At 73.3% G+C, this 16,040-nt stretch carries 23 protein-coding genes and 1 other RNA gene; 22 read left to right on the top strand and 2 right to left on the bottom strand.

Translation table 11 applies throughout. From position 1 onward, the window contains the following. Window positions 1-8: 8 nt before the first annotated feature. From IPJ95_10230 to IPJ95_10160, 15 genes are all read left to right on the top strand, one after another. The gene (locus tag IPJ95_10230; GenBank protein MBK7923988.1) at window positions 9-461 is read left to right on the top strand and encodes a GNAT family N-acetyltransferase; all 453 of its coding nucleotides are present in this window, start codon (window positions 9-11) and stop codon (window positions 459-461) included. 43 nt (window positions 462-504) lie between these two features. Next, a complete protein-coding gene (locus IPJ95_10225) occupies window positions 505-1,071 on the top strand; it encodes a DinB family protein (GenBank protein MBK7923987.1) in 567 nt (188 codons plus the stop codon). Further along, window positions 1,068-1,403, top strand: a complete 336-nt coding sequence (locus IPJ95_10220) for an MGMT family protein (GenBank protein MBK7923986.1) — start codon at window positions 1,068-1,070, stop codon at window positions 1,401-1,403. Before IPJ95_10225 ends, IPJ95_10220 begins: the two co-directional genes overlap by 4 nt. After that, window positions 1,400-1,906 carry a GTP-binding protein gene (locus IPJ95_10215; GenBank protein ID MBK7923985.1) on the top strand — a complete coding sequence of 169 codons (507 nt, stop codon included), beginning with the start codon at window positions 1,400-1,402 and terminating at the stop codon, window positions 1,904-1,906. The genes IPJ95_10220 and IPJ95_10215 overlap by 4 nt, the downstream gene beginning before the upstream one ends. 3 nt (window positions 1,907-1,909) lie before the next feature. After that, the gene (locus IPJ95_10210) at window positions 1,910-2,323 is read left to right on the top strand and encodes a ribonuclease E inhibitor RraB (GenBank protein ID MBK7923984.1); all 414 of its coding nucleotides are present in this window, start codon (window positions 1,910-1,912) and stop codon (window positions 2,321-2,323) included. Window positions 2,324-2,325: 2 nt separating this feature from the next. Beyond that, window positions 2,326-2,835, top strand: a complete 510-nt coding sequence (locus tag IPJ95_10205) for a GNAT family N-acetyltransferase (GenBank protein ID MBK7923983.1) — start codon at window positions 2,326-2,328, stop codon at window positions 2,833-2,835. A 72-nt stretch (window positions 2,836-2,907) separates the two neighbouring features. Beyond that, the gene (locus IPJ95_10200) at window positions 2,908-3,342 is read left to right on the top strand and encodes a CBS domain-containing protein (GenBank protein MBK7923982.1); all 435 of its coding nucleotides are present in this window, start codon (window positions 2,908-2,910) and stop codon (window positions 3,340-3,342) included. 37 nt (window positions 3,343-3,379) lie between these two features. Continuing rightward, window positions 3,380-3,823, top strand: coding sequence for a hypothetical protein (locus IPJ95_10195; protein MBK7923981.1), 444 nt, complete (start codon window positions 3,380-3,382; stop codon window positions 3,821-3,823). A gap of 24 nt (window positions 3,824-3,847) precedes the next feature. Next, window positions 3,848-5,131, top strand: coding sequence for a PhzF family phenazine biosynthesis isomerase (locus tag IPJ95_10190; GenBank protein MBK7923980.1), 1,284 nt, complete (start codon window positions 3,848-3,850; stop codon window positions 5,129-5,131). Then, on the top strand, window positions 5,128-5,604 hold the full coding sequence (locus IPJ95_10185) for a GNAT family N-acetyltransferase (GenBank protein ID MBK7923979.1): 477 nt from the start codon (window positions 5,128-5,130) through the stop codon (window positions 5,602-5,604). The genes IPJ95_10190 and IPJ95_10185 overlap by 4 nt, the downstream gene beginning before the upstream one ends. 51 nt (window positions 5,605-5,655) lie before the next feature. Further along, window positions 5,656-5,919 (top strand): hypothetical protein, encoded by a 264-nt coding sequence (locus tag IPJ95_10180; GenBank protein ID MBK7923978.1) that lies wholly within the window; start codon window positions 5,656-5,658, stop codon window positions 5,917-5,919. A gap of 42 nt (window positions 5,920-5,961) precedes the next feature. Next, entirely contained in the window at window positions 5,962-6,318 is a 357-nt protein-coding gene (locus IPJ95_10175) for a hypothetical protein (protein MBK7923977.1), read from the top strand. Between the two features lie 5 nt (window positions 6,319-6,323). Beyond that, window positions 6,324-6,917 carry a DUF4126 domain-containing protein gene (locus IPJ95_10170; protein ID MBK7923976.1) on the top strand — a complete coding sequence of 198 codons (594 nt, stop codon included), beginning with the start codon at window positions 6,324-6,326 and terminating at the stop codon, window positions 6,915-6,917. Between the two features lie 10 nt (window positions 6,918-6,927). Continuing rightward, a complete protein-coding gene (locus IPJ95_10165; GenBank protein ID MBK7923975.1) occupies window positions 6,928-7,452 on the top strand; it encodes a hypothetical protein in 525 nt (174 codons plus the stop codon). Continuing rightward, window positions 7,449-7,934 (top strand): YbhB/YbcL family Raf kinase inhibitor-like protein, encoded by a 486-nt coding sequence (locus tag IPJ95_10160; protein MBK7923974.1) that lies wholly within the window; start codon window positions 7,449-7,451, stop codon window positions 7,932-7,934. Before IPJ95_10165 ends, IPJ95_10160 begins: the two co-directional genes overlap by 4 nt. Here the strand turns inward: IPJ95_10160 and IPJ95_10155 are convergent. After that, window positions 7,931-8,377: a hypothetical protein gene (locus IPJ95_10155; protein MBK7923973.1), complete on the bottom strand. Its 447-nt coding sequence runs from the start codon at window positions 8,375-8,377 to the stop codon at window positions 7,931-7,933. The two genes, IPJ95_10160 and IPJ95_10155, sit on opposite strands and share 4 nt — an antisense overlap. Window positions 8,378-8,566: 189 nt before the next feature. Between IPJ95_10155 and IPJ95_10150 the strand changes: the two genes are divergently transcribed. The 6 genes from IPJ95_10150 to IPJ95_10125 all read left to right on the top strand — a co-directional run bounded on the left by IPJ95_10150 (window position 8,567) and on the right by IPJ95_10125 (window position 13,242). Further along, window positions 8,567-9,199, top strand: coding sequence for an aquaporin family protein (locus IPJ95_10150; GenBank protein ID MBK7923972.1), 633 nt, complete (start codon window positions 8,567-8,569; stop codon window positions 9,197-9,199). A 128-nt stretch (window positions 9,200-9,327) separates the two neighbouring features. Next, window positions 9,328-9,681 carry a DMT family protein gene (locus IPJ95_10145; protein MBK7923971.1) on the top strand — a complete coding sequence of 118 codons (354 nt, stop codon included), beginning with the start codon at window positions 9,328-9,330 and terminating at the stop codon, window positions 9,679-9,681. Window positions 9,682-9,771: 90 nt separating this feature from the next. Then, window positions 9,772-10,266, top strand: coding sequence for a 5-(carboxyamino)imidazole ribonucleotide mutase (gene purE / locus IPJ95_10140; GenBank protein ID MBK7923970.1), 495 nt, complete (start codon window positions 9,772-9,774; stop codon window positions 10,264-10,266). Next, a complete protein-coding gene (locus tag IPJ95_10135; GenBank protein MBK7923969.1) occupies window positions 10,263-11,393 on the top strand; it encodes a 5-(carboxyamino)imidazole ribonucleotide synthase in 1,131 nt (376 codons plus the stop codon). Before purE ends, IPJ95_10135 begins: the two co-directional genes overlap by 4 nt. 32 nt (window positions 11,394-11,425) lie before the next feature. Beyond that, window positions 11,426-12,004 carry a DUF2911 domain-containing protein gene (locus IPJ95_10130; GenBank protein MBK7923968.1) on the top strand — a complete coding sequence of 193 codons (579 nt, stop codon included), beginning with the start codon at window positions 11,426-11,428 and terminating at the stop codon, window positions 12,002-12,004. A gap of 17 nt (window positions 12,005-12,021) precedes the next feature. Continuing rightward, on the top strand, window positions 12,022-13,242 hold the full coding sequence (locus IPJ95_10125) for a glycosyltransferase family 4 protein (protein MBK7923967.1): 1,221 nt from the start codon (window positions 12,022-12,024) through the stop codon (window positions 13,240-13,242). A gap of 54 nt (window positions 13,243-13,296) precedes the next feature. Here IPJ95_10125 and ssrA read toward each other — a convergent pair. Continuing rightward, window positions 13,297-13,662, bottom strand: a transfer-messenger RNA (tmRNA) gene (gene ssrA, locus IPJ95_10120). A gap of 218 nt (window positions 13,663-13,880) precedes the next feature. Here ssrA and IPJ95_10115 point away from each other — a divergent pair. Then, window positions 13,881-16,025, top strand: a complete 2,145-nt coding sequence (locus IPJ95_10115; protein MBK7923966.1) for a von Willebrand factor type A domain-containing protein — start codon at window positions 13,881-13,883, stop codon at window positions 16,023-16,025. Window positions 16,026-16,040: the final 15 nt, after the last annotated feature.

Genomic DNA, 16,040 nt, shown 5'->3' with positions numbered 1-16,040 from the left:
GCCCGTCCATGGAGATCCGCCGCGCCACCCTCGCTGACCTCGATGCCCTGGCCGGGCTCTTCGACGGGTATCGCCAGTTCTACCGGCAACCCGCCGATCCGGAGCTCTCCCGGGCGTTCCTCGAGGAGCGGCTCCGCCTGGCGGACACCGTGCTTTTCCTCGCCGCGGACGGCGAGTCGGTCCTGGGGTTCGTGCACCTCTTCCCGGTGTTCACCTCCACCGGCCCCCGGCCGGGCCGGCTCTGGCTGCTGAATGACCTCTTCGTGCAGGCGGCGGGCCGCCGCCGCGGCGTGGCCCGGGCCCTGATGGAACGCGCCACCGCCCACGCCCGGGAGACCGGCGCCCGCGGGCTGTTCCTGCAGACCGGGCGCAACAACCTCGCCGCGCGCGCGCTGTACGAATCGCTCGGCTACGTGCGGGACGATGTCTTCCTGGTCTACGAGCTCGGGCTCGACGGCTGAGGCGGACGCTGGCCCCCCTCCCCGCCCGGGGATAAGTTGCCGCATGCGTCCCGCCTTCGAGACCGGTCTGCCACGGGCCGGTGCCGAGCTGGCCCAGGCCCTCGGCACCCTGCTTGCCGCCGGCACCTCCTACCTGGCCACCATGCCTGACGAGCGGTTCTTCGCGCCCCAGGGTGCGGCCTGGTCGCCGGCGGAGCATGTGCGCCACCTGGTCAAGTCGGCCACGCCGCTCACGCTTGGCCTGCGGCTGCCGCGCTGGATCCTGGCCCTCCGGTTCGGGCGGGGCGGCGGGAGCTCCCGCGGCCTGGCGCGCCTCCGGGACGACTACGAGGCTGCGCTTGCCGCGGGCGGACAGGCGGGGCGCTTCGCGCCCTCGCGCGAGCCGCTGCCCGCCGACCCCGTGTCCCGCCGGCGCGAGATCATGGCCAGCTGGGCCCGGGCCACGGTGGAGCTGCAGCAGGCCGCCGGGCGCTGGCCCGAGGGAGCGCTCGACCGCCAGCGGCTGCCGCACCCGCTCCTCGGGCCACTCACCGTGCGCGAGATGCTCGCCTTCACCGTGCTGCACACGGCCCACCACCTCCGGCGGGTGGCCGAGCGGGCCGGGCCGTGACGTCGGCGGGGAAACCTGGCTCCAGCTTCGCGCGGATCGCGCGGGTGGTCCGCCGGGTGCCACGCGGCCAGGTGGCCACGTACGGCCAGGTGGCCCGCCTGGCCGGCCTGCCCCGCGGGGCGCGCCAGGTCGGGTATGCGCTGCATGCCCTCCCGTCCGGGTCCGTGGTTCCCTGGCACCGGGTGATCAACGCCGGTGGGCGCATCAGCCTCCCGCCGGAGGCCGGCGGCATCGAACAGCGGCTGCGCCTGCTGGCCGAGGGCATCACGGTGACGGAAGCGGGGCGGGTCTCATTGGCGCGCTACCAGTGGGACCCGGGGCGCGCCCGATGACCACCTGGGAACGGAAGGTCTGCCTGCTTGGCGCGGCGGGGGTTGGCAAGACCAGCCTGGTGCGGCGGTACGTCGAGGGCATCTTCAGCGACGCGTACCTGAGCACCATCGGGGTCAAGATCGACCGGCGGGCCGTGACCCTCGGGGTGGATACCGTGAACCTCATGGTCTGGGACATCGAGGGCGAAACCGACCACCGGAGCCTGCGGATGCGCTACCTGCGGGGTGCCGCGGGATACCTGCTGGTGGCCGATGGCACCCGTCCCGAGACGCTCGACGCCGCGGTGGCGCTGCAGGCGCTGGTCGCGGACCGGCTGCCCCACCTGCCGTTCGCCCTGCTGCTCAACAAGCACGACCTCAGCGACCGCTGGGCGCTCCCCGCCGGCCGGGTGGCCGAGCTGGCCGGTCGCTGGTCCGTGCTGACCACCAGCGCGCGCACCGGCGCCAGCGTCGGGGCGGCCTTCGACGGGCTGGCCCGCCGGCTCCTGCCTCCGATGGGGTGACCGGTGTCCCTCTCCCTCCTGCTGGTGCTGGGGCTGCTCGGACTCTACCTCTACGCCCGCGGGCACGCGGGCGTGGTGGCGCGCCACGCCGCGGACCCGGATGCGGCTCCCCTCGAGGAACTCGCGCGCGCCGGCTCCGATCTCGGCCAGCCGCACGAGATGGAGTTCTTCCTGTACTTCCCGGAGGAGGCCGCGGCCCATGCGGCCGCCGCGGCCCTCCGGGCCCGGGGCTTCGCGGCGCGTGTCGAGCGCGAACCCGAGGATCCCGACTGGCTCTGCCTGGCCACCCGGCAGCTGGTCCCGTCACTGGCCGCGCTGCAGGCCCTCCGGCAGGAGTTCACCGCCCTCACCGAGGCACGCGGGGGAGCCTACGACGGCTGGGGCACCACCGTGGTCCCGCGGGGGGGCGCGCCATGACCCTGCGGATCCGTCCCGCCACGCCTCGCGACGCGGCGCTGCTCGCCGGGCTCGGCGCCCGCACCTTCCGCGACGCCTTCGGGGCCCAGAACGACCCGGCGGACCTGGCGGCGTTCCTGGCCACGGAGTTCAGCCCGGAGCGCCAGGCCGCAGACCTGGCCCAGGCGGAGTGGACCACCCTCCTGGCGGAGGTGGATGGGCTAGCGGTCGGGTACGCCCAGAGCCTGCCGCGGGAGGCGCCGGTGCCGCTGGACCCGGGCCCGGTGCGATTCCTCCGCCGGCTGTACCTGGAGCAGGCGTGGACCGGACGCGGGGTGGGCCGGCCGTTGCTCTCGGCCATCGCCGCCGACGCGCGGGACCGCGGCGTCGCCACCCTCTGGCTCAACACCTGGGAGCGCGCGACCCACGCGATCGCGTTCTACCGGAAGCAGGGCTTCGCGGAGGTGGGCACCATGACCTTCATGGTGGGAAACGACCCGCAGCGGGACCTGGTCTTCGCCCTGCGGCTGTAATCCGGCCACGCTGGCGCGTTCCCGTCCCGGGGGCTATTGTGGCCTACCCCCGTCCTCGCCCGAGGAGGCGCCATGGCTACCGTTCGCGAAATCCTGGCACGGAAGGGTTCCACCGTCGTCACCGTCACGCCCGACACATCCGTCCTCGACGCCGCCCGCCTCATGAATGAGCGTGGCATCGGCGCCGTGGTGGTGGTGGAAGCGGGCGCCCTGATGGGCATCTTCACCGAGCGGGACATCATGCGGAGGGTCGTGGCCGTCGAGCGCAATCCGGCCGCCACGCCGGTCCGCGCCGTGCTCTCGCCGGCGGTGATCACCACCCAGCACGAGGCGCCGGTGGAGGATTGCGCCGCGCTCATGACCGAGCGCCGGATCCGCCACCTGCCGGTGGAGGGCCCGGGTGGCCTCTCCGGGATGATCACGATCGGCGACCTGCTGGCCTACCAGGTCTCGGAACAGGCCCTCACCATTGAACAGCTCAACAGCTACCTCTACGACACGCGCTGACCGGTGCGCGAGGGGCGCGCCGCTGCTGGTGGCGCTGGTGCTGCTGCTGGCGGCGCCCCTCGCCGCCCAGGCGCCGGCCCCGGACCTGCCGCTGTGGCTCACCGGCTGCTGGCGCATGACGGACCCCGATCGCATCATCGACGAGATCTGGTTTCCCCAGGCCGGTGGCGCCCTGCTCGGCGTCAGCCGCGCCCACGCCGGCGACTCGCTGCTCAGCTACGAGGTCATGGTCATCCGCCCCGGCGCCAACGGCCTCCTGTACGAGGCCAGCCCGTCGGGGCAGCTGCCGGCCACGTTCCTGGCCGGGGCGCAGTCGGACAGCGCCGTCACCTTCGAGAACCTGACCCACGACTTTCCCCAGCTGATCCGCTACGTCCGGCGCGGCCCCGACGCCCTGCTGGCCGTGGTGAGCGGGGCCGTCCGGGACCGGCAGCGGGTGATCAGCTACGAGTACCAACGCGTCGCCTGCAGCCTGCCCTAGCCCGCCTCCTCACGCGAGTCTTCCGTGCCCGCCCCGGATCCCCACCCGACCCGTGACCTGTCGCGCCTGCTCGCCGGCATGGCGCCCGTCCTCGACCCGACCCCCTGGGCGTTCTGTCGCGTGCCGGAGGGCCGCCTCCCGGATGGGGTGGAGCCCGTGGCCACCGTGCGGGAGGTGGAGGGGCTGACGGCGGTCGTCGCGGCGGCCGACGCCGCCCGGCTGGGCTGGCCGGTGGTGTTCGCCGCGCGGCGGATCATCCTCACGGTGCACTCCGATCTCGAGGCCGTCGGCTTCATGGCGCGGGTGAGCGCCGCGCTCACGGAGCACGGCATCCCCTGCAACGTGGCCGCGGGCATCGCGCACGACCACCTCTTCGTGCCGGAGGCGGCCGCCGGCGCCGCGCTCGCCCGGCTGGAGGCGCTCGCCGCGCGCCCCGGCCTCCGGTTTCGCCTGGTGGATGTCTTCACCGACCGGGCCTACGCCGGGAACGGCCTCGCCGTCTTCCCCGAGGCGGCCGGCCTCACCGCGCCGCAGATGCAGGCGATCGCGGCCGAGCTCCGCCAGGTGGAGTCGATCTTCCTCGAGCGCACCCCGGACCCGCGCCGGGTCCGGGCGCGGATCTTCACCCCGGAGGAGGAGCTGCCCTTCGCCGGGCATCCGTCCCTCGGCGCCGCCGCGGTGCTGCACGAGGAGACGGCGGACGGCGAGGCGGCGGCGGAGTGGCAGCTCGAGCTCACCGGGCGGACGGTGCCGGTCACCACGCGGCACGCCGCGGCCGGCCTGTCCGCCGAAATGCGCCAGGGGATCGCGACCTTCCGGCCACCGCTCAGCCCCGCCGCGGCCGCGCCGTTCCACGACGCGCTCGGGATGGCGCCCGCGCTCCGGCACCCGGCCCTGCCGCTGCAGACGGTCTCGACCGGGCTGCCGTACCTCATTGTGCCGGTCGCGGGCGATCTCGGCGCGGCCCGCATCCGGCATCCGGAGTTCGAGGCACTCCTCGCCACCGTGGGTGCCAAGTTCGTCTACCTCCTCGATCCGGCACGCCGGGAGGGGCGCACCTGGCTCAACGATGGCATCGTGGAGGATCCGGCCACCGGCAGCGCCGCCGGGCCGGCCGGGGCCTACCTGGTGCGGCACGGCCTCGCGGCGGCCGGCGAGCGTCAGCGGATCCTGCAGGGCGCCCGCGCCGGACGACCGAGCGACCTCTGGGTGACCATCGATGCGCGGCACGATGCGCTGGAGGTCCGCGTGGCCGGCACCGTGGTGCCCGTCGGAAGCGGACTGCTCGCGGCGCTCCCGGCGCCGTGACTGTGCTCCGGTTCGCCTCCCTCGCCGACCACCCCGAGGCCGTCCCCCTGCTCGCGGCCTGGCATCACGCCGAGTGGGCCCCGATCATCCGCGACTGGCCCCTGGCACTCGCCGAGGCCGAACTGGCCTCGCAGCAGCGTCGCGGCACCATTCCGAGTACGCTCATCGCCTTTGAACGGGAGCGACTGGTCGGCTCGGCCAGCCTGCTCGACGAGGACATGCCGGACTTCCCCGCGTTCACACCCTGGCTGGCCAGCGTGTTCGTGGTCCCCGATCGCCGGGGCGCGGGGATCGGGACGGCGCTGGTCCACCAGGCACTCGCCGACGCGCGGGGGCTCGGGGCCGCGAGGCTCTACCTCTACACCACCGAGGCGGAGGGGTGGTACGCGGCCCGGGGCTGGCGCGTGGTGGAGCGCCGCGCCGCCCGGGGCACGCCAGGGGTGATCATGTCCTACGACCTGGCCCCGGAGTGATGTAACTTTGGGGCAGGCTGGCCATCCGGCCGGCCGGACCACGGAGGATCCATGTCAGGCTGGCGTGAGCGGTGGAACAAGGTCGTGACCGACCTCGAGCAGGAGCGGGACGAGCTGAAGCTGCGGATCCATCTCGCCAAGGCCGAGGGCCGCGACGAGCTGCAGAAGCTGGACGCGAAGCTCGCGGAGCTGCGGTTCCGGGCCGACTCGGCCGGCACCGAGGCCCGCGACGCGATGGACGACATCGGCGAGGCCGCGAAGAAGCTCGCCGCCGAAGTGCGTGAAGGCTTCGACCGGGTCCGCAAGACGCTGTAGCATCGCGTCCCGGCCGGTCCCCCCTATCGTGTGGAGCTCGTGATGAGTCAGGCAGGCCTGGAAGAACAGATCGCCCAGTTGCGCGCCCAGCTGACCACCGTCGACGCGCAGCTGGCCCGCAGCGTCGGGACGCCGGAGGGCCTCGAGGACCTCAAGGCGGCGGTCGACAACGTCCGCACCAGCGTCTGGGCGGTGCTGTCGGCCTCGCGGTCCAGCAACTATCCGGGCTTCATCGCGCGGTTCCGGCTGCGGCGGGGCATCGACATCCTGCGGCAGATCGCGGGCGACCTCGAGGCCGAGGGCCCCAAGGGGCTGCATCCCGAGCACGTCGAGATCCAGGTCATCCTGCAGCAGCTGAACGAGAAGATCGGGCACCTGCGCGGGCGGGGATCGGCCTGAGCCCGGTGGCCGTCTCCCCGGTGCTCGAGGCGGTGGTGAGCCTGGCCGCGGGGCTCGGGCTCGCCGCCGCCTGCGGGTTCCGCATCTTCGTGCCGCTGCTGGTCGCGAGCCTGGCGGCGCGGTACGGGCAGCTGCCCCTGGCGGCGGGCTTCGACTGGGTGGGGAGCCTGCCGGCGCTCATCGCCTTCGCCAGCGCCACGGTGCTCGAAGTGGGCGCCTACTACGTGCCCTGGCTGGACCACGCGCTCGACACCGTGGCCACGCCGGCCGCCATGCTCGCGGGCGTGGTGGCCGCGGCCTCGGTGGTGACGGACCTGCCGCCGGCGCTCAAGTGGGCGGTGGCGATCATCGGGGGCGGCGGTGCCGCGGGGCTCATCCAGGGCACGTCCGTGCTGTTCCGGCTCAAGTCCACCGCGCTCACCGGCGGGGTGGCCAATCCGGTCATCGCGACGGTGGAGCTGATCGGGGCGACCGCCACCGCGGTGCTCGCCGTCCTGCTGCCGCTGGTGTGCCTCGCGGCCATGGCGGCGCTCCTGGTCTTCGGCTTCCGGACCACGGGCCGGATCCTGTTTGGCCGCCGCCCCGAGGTTCCCTCCTAGGGAGGACCTGATGCCCCGTCCCTGCCCCATCCTCCTGCTCCTCGCGGCCTGCGCGGGCCACCAGCCCCCGCCATCGACGGACGCCGCCTTCGCCGGGGTCCAGGCCCGCGGCGCGGTGGTGATGGGGGTCAGCCAGGCCACCTCGCGGCACGTCTTCGAGGACCTGCCCGATGGGGGGAGGATCCTCTACGTGATGGTGGATGCCGGCGACACCGCCGGCGCGGCGATGATCCGGCAGCACCTGGCGCACATCGCGGAGCGGTTCGCCGCCGGGGATTTCTCCGATCCCGCGCGGGTGCACGCCTTGACCGTCCCGGGCACCGAGGTCATGGCGGCGCGGCGCGAGCGGATCCGCTACGCGATGCAGGAACGGCCGGGAGGCGGCGAGGTGCGGATCACCACCACCGACGCCGCGGCCCTCGCGGCGGTGCGGGAGTTCCTGGCGTTCCAGCGCAGCGACCATCGCGCGCCGGGCAGCGAGTCGGCGCCGGCGATGGACCCCGACCACGCGCGCCACCATCCCGGGACGCGATGACCAGCCTGCAGCTCACCTCCCCGGCGTTTCCGGCGGGCGGCGCTATCCCTGCGGCGCATACCTGCGAGGGCGCGGACCGTTCGCCCGCGCTGGCCTGGGCCGGGGCGCCCCCCGGGACCCGCAGCCTGGTGCTGATCGTGGACGATCCCGACGCCCCGGACCCGGCGGCGCCGCGCATGACCTGGGTGCACTGGGTGCTGTACAACCTCCCGGCGGACACCGCGGGGCTGCCCGAGGCCGTGGCGCCGGCGGCGCTGCCGCCGGGGACCCTCGAGGGCGTCACCGACTTCCGGCGAACCGGCTGGGGCGGGCCCTGCCCGCCGATCGGCCGGCACCGCTACTACTTCCGGTTGTATGCGCTGGATTGCGTGCTGCCGGACCTGGGGCGCCCGGCCCGGGCCCGCGTGGACCAGGCCATGGCCGGGCACGTGCTGGCCCAGGCGGAGCTGATGGGGACCTACCAGAAGCGCGGGGCGCGCTAGCCGACGGTATCGGTGTCGAGCTGGCCGCTCATCTTGCGGCTGATATGGGACCACGACATGCCGATGGCGAGCACCAGGCTCACCGCCACCAGGATCAGGTGGGCGATCGCGCGGCTGCTGGTCGGGGAGATGGCGCCGTAGTAGATCATCGCCCAGATGGTGCACGCGAAGAGGGCGAGCACCAGCACCGCGCCCCCCACGCCGAGCGACCGCCGGGCCGCCTGCAGGAACACCACCCAGGCGGCGATCAGCAGCACCCCGGCGAGCCCCTTGAGCGGGGTAAAGCCGTGCAGGTAGCTGCCGATGCCGCTCTCGCCGGGGGTGCGGCTGAACACCCAGTGGAAGTACGAGACGCCTTCGGGGTTGTACGTCGCGTAGACCAGGGCGAGCGCCGCCACCAGCCGGAGCAGCAGCCCGCTCCAGGTGAAGCCCTTCTGTGCCATGTCGGCTCCGGGGGATGAGGTCCGAGCCCGCCAAGCTAGCCACCGGCCCTCCCGGACGCCAGCGAGCCCCGGGCGGCAGCCCCTTGCGCCAGCGGGGGCCCCGGTACCAATTACCCGCCGCCCGGCGACCCCTCCTCTCGTCCGCCGGGCGAGCCGGACCCCTTGCCCCACCCTCCATCGAGGCTCCCGATGCCCAAGTACCTGACCGAGTTCCTCGGCACCATGTTCCTCGTCCTGACCATCGGTCTCACCGTCCTCGCCGGCTCGGCCATGGCGCCGCTCGCCATCGGCGCCTCGCTCATGATCATGGTCTACATGGGCGGGCACATCTCGGGTGGGCACTACAACCCGGCCGTCTCGCTCGCGGTGATGCTGCGGGGCAAGCTGCCCGCGTCCGAACTGGCCCCGTACATGGTGGCGCAGGTGCTCGGCGCGGTGGTGGCGAGCCTCGCGGTCTACCTGATCATGGGGCAGACGTTCGCCCCGGCCCCATCCCCGACGGCTTCCGTCGTGGCGGCGCTGCTGGTGGAGGTCCTCTATACGTTTGCGCTGGCGCTCGTGGTGCTCAACGCCGCCACCAGCGACAAGACCACGGGCAATTCCTTCTACGGTCTGGCCATCGGCTTCACGGTGGTCGTGGCGGCGTTCGCGGGGGGCGGAGTCTCCGGCGGCGCCTTCAACCCGGCCGTGGGCCTCGGTCCGACGATCGTGCACGCCCTCATGGGCGGCGGGTCGTTCAGCAGCGTCTGGCTCTACCTCGTCGGCCCGTTCGTCGGCGGAGCGCTGGCGGCCTTCGTCTTCAAGGTGCAGGACCAGGCCTGAGCCTGGCGGCACCCGACGGCGGGCAGCACCGCACGGGCCCCGACCGGTACGCCGGCCGGGGCCCGTGAGCACACGGCCACCCCACGGACCCCGACCACGCGGTCTCGCCCCTTTCCCCGGAGGTTCCCATCAACGCCGTCCTCTTCCGGACCGTCGGTCTGCTCAGCCTGTCAAACGTCTTCATGACCTTTGCCTGGTATGCCCACCTGCGCAACCTGACCGACCGGCCCTGGTGGGTCGCCGCGCTGGTGAGCTGGGGCATCGCCCTCTTCGAGTACCTGCTCCAGGTGCCCGCCAACCGGATCGGGTACACCGCGCTCAACCTGGGTCAGCTCAAGATCCTGCAGGAGGCGATCACGCTCACGGTGTTCGTCCCCTTCGCCATCCTGTACATGAAGCAGCCATTCAAGCTCGACTACCTCTACGCGGCGACCTGCATCCTGGGCGCCGTCTACTTCATCTTCCGGAACCCCCAGGGCTGAAGGCGCGCCGCGCTTGCCCCGGGCCCCGGGGCGGGATTTATTCCTGCCGCGCGGCCGGACGCCCCGGAACCCCGTTTCCCTGAGGTCGGGATGAGTGCACCGCTGGTCGGACTCGTGATGGGCAGCGACTCGGACTGGGAGGTCATGCAGCACGCCGCCCGCCAGCTGCTCGATTTCGGGGTCCCGCACGAGGCCCGGGTGGTCTCCGCGCACCGCACCCCGGACCTGCTCTATCGCTACGCCGAGGAAGCCGCAGGCCGGGGCCTCCGCTGCATCATCGCCGGCGCCGGCGGCGCGGCCCATCTTCCCGGCATGCTGGCCGCCAAGACCGCAGTCCCCGTGCTGGGCGTGCCGGTGCCGTCGAAGCACCTCAACGGCCTCGATTCCCTGCTCTCGATCGTCCAGATGCCCGGCGGCATCCCCGTGGCCACCTTTGCCATCGGCGAGGCCGGTGCCCGGAACGCCGGGCTCTTCGCGGTGGGCCTCCTGGCCGGCACCGACCCCGCGCTCGCCGCGCGCCTCGCCGCCTTCCGCGAACGGCAGACCGAAAAGGTCCTCGGCCTCACGCTGCCGGAGCCCAGGTGATCCAGCCGGGCGCCATGCTCGGCCTTCTCGGTGGCGGGCAGCTGGGCCGCATGTTCACCCAGGCCGCCCTGCGGATGGGCTTCGAGGTGGCGGTCCTCGATCCCGACCCGGCGAGCCCCGCGGGACGGATCGCCACCCGGCACCTGCACGCCGCCTACACCGACCAGGCCGCCCTGCGCGAGCTCGGCGGCCTGGCCTGCGCGGTCACCACCGAGTTCGAGAACGTCCCCGCCGACAGCCTCGCCTTCCTGCGGCAGTTCTGCCCGGTGCGGCCCGGCCCGGAGGCGGTGCAGGTGACCCAGGACCGCGAGGCCGAGAAGACCTTCGCGCGGACCCACGGCCTCGACACCGCGCCGTTCCATCCCATCCTGCGCGAGGCCGACTGCGCCGAGGCGTTCCGGCACATCAAGGCGCCGGCGCTGCTCAAGACGTCGCGCCTGGGCTACGACGGGAAGGGCCAGGCCGGCATCGGCACGCTCGAGGAGCTGGTCGCGGCCTTCCGCGGGTTCGGGGGCCAGCCCTGCGTCCTCGAGGCGCGCCTCGACCTCGACGCGGAGATCTCGGTGGTGCTGGCGCGTGGCACGGACGGCAGCATCGTGACCTACCCGGTCGCGGAAAACCGCCACGTGCAGGGGATCCTCGACACCTCAGTGGTGCCGGCCCGGGTCCCCGACGCCCTGGCAGCGGAAGCACGCGAGGCCGCGGCCCGGCTGGCCACCGCCATGGACTACGTGGGCACCATGGCGGTGGAGTTCTTCGTGGTGGGGGGCGGGCGGCTGGTGGTCAACGAGATGGCCCCGCGGCCCCACAACAGCGGGCACTACACCCTCGACGCCTGCGCCACCGACCAGTTCGAGCAGCAGGTGCGGGCCGTGGCCGGGCTCCCCCTCGGCGACACCAGCCTGCTCCGGCCCGCCACGATGGTCAACCTGCTCGGCGACCTGTGGGCCGGCGGCCCGCCCCGCTGGGACCGGGCGCTCGCCGATCCCGGCGTGCACCTGCACCTCTACGGCAAGACCGAGCCTCGCCCCGGCCGCAAGATGGGGCATCTCACCGTGCTTGCCGGGGCGCCGGAGCTGGCCCTGGCGGGCGCGCTCGCGGCCCGTCAACGCCTGACGGAACGCTGATCCACTCCCTCACGAGAACCACCGAGGTTTCCATGCTGCTCCCTGCCCTGCTCGCCACGCTCACGCTGCCCCTGGCCGGCCCCGCGCCCGCCCCGGCCGCCTGCATCGTCATGAACGCCGAACGGATGCCCCTCGCGCGGCGCGGCAGCCCGCTCGATTCCCTCACCTTCAAGGTCGGCAGCGCCGAGGTGAAGCTCTGCTACAGCAGGCCGGCCGCGAAGGGCCGCACCATGATCGGCGGCAGCTTCGTGCCCTTCGGCACGCTGTGGCGCACCGGCGCCAATGAGCCCACGATGCTCCACACCACCGGGCCGATCGTCGTCGCCGGCGTGGCGCTGGCCGCCGGGTCGTACTCCCTCTACACGGTCCCCGGCGCCACGGAGTGGCAGGTCATCCCCAACCGGTCCATCACCCAGTGGGGCCACGAGTCGGCGTACACCGACGCGGTGAAGGCGCAGGAGGTCGGGCACGGCACGGCCCGGAGCTCGGCCCTCGCCACCGCGGTGGAGAGCCTCACCTTCCGCGCCGAGCCCGGCGCCGCTGGGGCGGTCAACCTGCTGCTCGAGTGGGAGAAGACCCGGGTCACCATCCCGGTGACTCCGGGACGCTGACCCACCGCGTCCCGGTCATGACATCCCCGGCCCCGGCTCCCATCGTCTACCTGTGGGACGCCGAGTACCCATGGGATGTTCGGACCGAGAAGGTATGCCGCTCGCTGGCGGCGGCGGGCCACGAGGTGCACCTCGTGGCCCGCAATCGTTCCCGGGCCACGGCCTCCGAGCGACTGCCCGAGGGGACGGTCCACCGGCTGTCCCCCCTGCCCTGGCTGCCGGCCCGGGTCGACGGGCTGCTGCAGTTCCCCGCCTTCTTCAACCCCCGCTGGGCCGGCCTGACCCGGCGGGTCCTGCGCGAGAGCCGCGCGCGGCTGCTCATCGTGCGCGACCTTCCGCTCGCGCCCCTGGCGCTCCGGGTCGCGGCGCCGCTGGGCATCCCCGTCCTCTTCGACATGGCCGAGGACTACCCCGCCCTCCTGCAGACCACGTGGGACGCCGGCCGGCACGGGGCGCTGGACTACCTGGTCCGCAACCCGCGGCTGGCCGCCGGGATCGAGCGTGGGGTGCTGCCGCGGATGAGCCATACGATGGTCGTGGTGGAGGAGTCCCGGGACCGCCTGGTGGCGGCGGGCGTGCCGCCGGCTCGGGTCTCGGTGGTCTCGAACACCCCGCCGCTCTCCCGGCTCTCGGCCACGCCCCCAGGGTCGCGGCCAGCAGGCCAGCCGGTCGAGGCGGTCTACCTCGGCATCGTCGAGCTCCCGCGGGGCATCGGCCGCCTCGTGGAAGCTGCGGCCCTGCTGCATGCCGCGCGCGTCCCGGTGCGCCTCACGGTCATCGGCGGCGGGCGGGATCTTGCGCTCGTCCAGGAGCAGGCGGCCGCGCGGGGACTTCCACCGGAGCGGCTGGCCTTCACGGGCCAGCTGCCGCACGAGGCCGCGCTCGCGCGCGTGGCCGCCGCGGACATCGGGCTGGTCCCCCACCTGCGCAACCCATGGATGGAGACCACGATCCCCAACAAGCTGTTCGACTTCATGGCGGCGGGCCTGCCGGTGGTGACCTCGGATGCCGCCCCGCTCGCGCGGGTGGTGCGCGAGGCCGGTTGCGGGCTGCTCGCGGCCGACGCCGCGCCGCAGGCGCTGGCGAGCGCGATCGGCACGCTGGCCGTGGACCCGGCCCTGCGCGCGCGGATGGCCGCGGCGGGTCGCGAGGCGATCCGGACCCGGTACCACTGGGAGGCGGATGAGCGGGTGCTGCGGGAGCTGGTGCGCCGGCTGGCGTCGGAGGAGGCGCCCTGACGCACGCATCCCCCCGGGGCGGGCCCCGGGGGGATGCGTGCATCGGGTGGAACCGGATGGAGGCGGAGGGAATCGAACCCTCGTCCGAGTGAGCTTCCAGAACCGCGCCTACGTGCGTAGGTGCATCTTCTCGCGTCGACCTGGACCGGCGCTGCACCAGCCTTCCCAGGCTCTATCCCCGAAGATCTCGCGATCGCCGTCGGGGCTTCGGCGACCGCCAGCCCGGATTTTCGTTCCGCCGCGGATCGCCCCAGGCGGGCTACCCTCGGAGGTGGAGCGACAAGCGAGCTAGAAGCTCAGCTTACGCAGCCATCGCCAATTCAGTGTTGGCAGTTGAATCGTTCCAGACGGTTTAGCCAGGAACCTGGACCTGGGCACGCAGCGATCCTTTCATCAAACCCGTCGAAGCCAGTCGCCCCCGGGTGCACGGAAGCTAGTGGCGCGTCCCCTCCGATTCAAGCAGGGCGTCGCCCCGTGCAACATGTGCGCTGCATCACCCGCTTGCGCGTCGCCACTGCTGCAGTCCACTGGTCTTGGCCGAGACCGCACTACCTCACAACCTGATCTGGCGCGGCGCCCCCGAGGCGTTCGTCAGGCAACGCCCGCCGGGCCCGGAGCCCGGCGGGGAGGAGGCGGTCATGCACGCATTCCAGGCAGGTCGGTGGTTCCCCGGGATCCTGGCGCTCGGGCTCGGGCTGGTCGCGCCCGTGGTCCCGCCCGGCCCGATGGGCACGGTGGCCGGCACGGTGGTCGACGGCGCGGGGGATCCCATCCCCGGGGCGCAGGTGCAGCTCGACCCGGGGGCGCGGGGCGCGGTGGCGGACCCGGCGGGACGCTACCGCATCGACAGCGTCGCGCCCGGCACCTACGACCTGCGGGCCTGCTTCGTGGGCTACCGGCCGATGCTCGTCAGGGGCCTGCGCGTGGCCGCCGACAGCGCCACCATCCAGGACGTCACCCTCGAACAGAGCCCCATCGAGCTGCAGGAGATCACGGTCGTCAGCGCCATGAATGCGCTCATCCCCCGGGACGCGGTCTCCACCCGTCAGAACATCACCGGGGAATACGCGGGCGCCCTGCCGACCGAGCGCATCAGCGGCGCACTCGCGCTGCAGCCGGGCATCTCGGTCCGTAGCGGGCGCGCGGACGAGTCCGCGGCGTACGTCGACGGGGTGCCGGTGCAGGGCGGTCACCGCGGTGGGCAGTTCATCGGCGGCGTGGACGTCTCGACCGGCGGCTTCGAGCAGGCATCGGTCACCCCGGGCGGCACCGCCGCCGAGTTCGGCAACGCCCAGCCCGGCGTGATCGGGATGGGCGGCGCGGGGACGGCGCGCACCACCCCTGCCACCCCGGGCAGCGAGGAATACAGCCGGATCGTGGAGCACCGCTTCCGCGACCCCGTCGCGGAGCCGCTGTCGACCTTCTCGATCGACGTGGACGCCGCCTCGTACACCAACGTCCGCCGCTTCCTCACCGAGGGCATGCTGCCGCCGCCGGACGCGGTGCGCATCGAGGAGATGGTCAACTACTTCCCCTACGACTACCCCGCCCCCGCCGGGCGGCATCCCTTCACGGTGACCCTCGAACAGGGCGCCTGCCCGTGGAACGAGGCGCACCGGCTGCTGCTGGTGGGCCTGCAGGGCCGCCGCCTGGACCTGGACCAGCTGCCGCCCAGCAACCTGGTGTTCCTGCTCGACGTCTCGGGCTCGATGGACAGCCCCGACAAGCTGCCCCTGGTGCAGCAGGCCTTCCGCCTGCTGGTGCAGCAGCTCCGCCCGCGCGACCGGGTGGCCATCGTGGTCTACGCGGGCGCGGCCGGGCTGGTCCTTCCCTCCACGCCGGGGAGCGCCAAGGGCACCATCCTGGCGGCGATCGACCGGCTGGAGGCGGGCGGCTCCACCGCGGGCGGCGCGGGGATCCAGCTGGCGTACCAGGTGGCCACGGAGCAGTTCCAGCGTGGCGGCAACAACCGGGTGATCCTGGCCACCGACGGCGACTTCAACGTGGGCGTGAGCAGCGAGGCCGAGCTGGTCCGGCTCATCGAGGAGAAGCGGGAAAGCGGCGTATTCCTTACCGTGCTCGGCTTCGGCACCGGCAACCTCAAGGACGCCCGGATGGAGCAGCTGGCGGACCAGGGGAACGGTCACTACGCCTACGTCGACAACCTGCGGGAGGCCCGCCGGGTGTTCGTCAGCGAACTCGGCGGCACCCTGCACACCATCGCCAAGGACGTGAAGCTGCAGCTCGAGTTCAACCCCGCCCGGGTGGCCGGCTACCGGCTGGTCGGGTACGAGAACCGGGTGCTGGCGCGGGAAGACTTCGACGATGACCGCAAGGACGCCGGAGACCTTGGCGCCGGCCACAGCGTCACCGCCCTGTACGAGATCATCCCGGCCGATCCGGAACTGGCGGTGGAGCAGCCGCAGGAGCTTCGCTACCAGCACGCCGGCCTGACCGAGCTGGGTCGGACGGGACAGGAGTGGGTCACCGCCAAGCTGCGGTACAAGGACCCGGCGGGGAGCCTCAGCCGGCTGCTGACGGCGAGCTACGCTCCCCCGCAGGTGGCCCGACGGGGCAGCGCGAACCTGCGCTTCGCGTCGGCGGTGGCGGAGTTCGGTCTGCTGCTGCGGGGGTCGGGGTTCCGGGGCACGGCCTCGGTGGAGAGTGTCCTGTCCCGCGCCCAGCTGGCCCTGGGCGAGGACCCGGAGGGCTACCGCGCGGAGTTCCTGGAGCTGGTCAGCCGGTACGCCCAGCTCGCCCGGCAGTACTCGCGGGAGGAGTGAGCCGGGCGGCGGGGG

Source organism: Gemmatimonadota bacterium (assembly GCA_016713785.1).
GTDB lineage: Bacteria > Gemmatimonadota > Gemmatimonadetes > Gemmatimonadales > GWC2-71-9 > JADJOM01.
The sequence above is the reverse complement of the archived record's forward strand: the minus strand, read 5'-3'. Positions and strand labels throughout refer to the sequence as shown.

Coding starts and splice junctions, on each gene's coding strand:
- IPJ95_10225 (MBK7923987.1), top strand. CDS start 505: ATGCGTCCCGCCTTCGAGACCGGTCTGCCACGGGCCGGTGCCGAGCTG.
- IPJ95_10155 (MBK7923973.1), bottom strand. CDS start 8,377: ATGGCACAGAAGGGCTTCACCTGGAGCGGGCTGCTGCTCCGGCTGGTG.
- IPJ95_10160 (MBK7923974.1), top strand. CDS start 7,449: ATGACCAGCCTGCAGCTCACCTCCCCGGCGTTTCCGGCGGGCGGCGCT.
- IPJ95_10165 (MBK7923975.1), top strand. CDS start 6,928: ATGCCCCGTCCCTGCCCCATCCTCCTGCTCCTCGCGGCCTGCGCGGGC.
- IPJ95_10180 (MBK7923978.1), top strand. CDS start 5,656: ATGTCAGGCTGGCGTGAGCGGTGGAACAAGGTCGTGACCGACCTCGAG.
- IPJ95_10150 (MBK7923972.1), top strand. CDS start 8,567: ATGCCCAAGTACCTGACCGAGTTCCTCGGCACCATGTTCCTCGTCCTG.
- IPJ95_10130 (MBK7923968.1), top strand. CDS start 11,426: ATGCTGCTCCCTGCCCTGCTCGCCACGCTCACGCTGCCCCTGGCCGGC.
- purE (MBK7923970.1), top strand. CDS start 9,772: ATGAGTGCACCGCTGGTCGGACTCGTGATGGGCAGCGACTCGGACTGG.
- IPJ95_10215 (MBK7923985.1), top strand. CDS start 1,400: ATGACCACCTGGGAACGGAAGGTCTGCCTGCTTGGCGCGGCGGGGGTT.
- IPJ95_10115 (MBK7923966.1), top strand. CDS start 13,881: ATGCACGCATTCCAGGCAGGTCGGTGGTTCCCCGGGATCCTGGCGCTC.
- IPJ95_10175 (MBK7923977.1), top strand. CDS start 5,962: ATGAGTCAGGCAGGCCTGGAAGAACAGATCGCCCAGTTGCGCGCCCAG.
- IPJ95_10230 (MBK7923988.1), top strand. CDS start 9: ATGGAGATCCGCCGCGCCACCCTCGCTGACCTCGATGCCCTGGCCGGG.
- IPJ95_10200 (MBK7923982.1), top strand. CDS start 2,908: ATGGCTACCGTTCGCGAAATCCTGGCACGGAAGGGTTCCACCGTCGTC.
- IPJ95_10125 (MBK7923967.1), top strand. CDS start 12,022: ATGACATCCCCGGCCCCGGCTCCCATCGTCTACCTGTGGGACGCCGAG.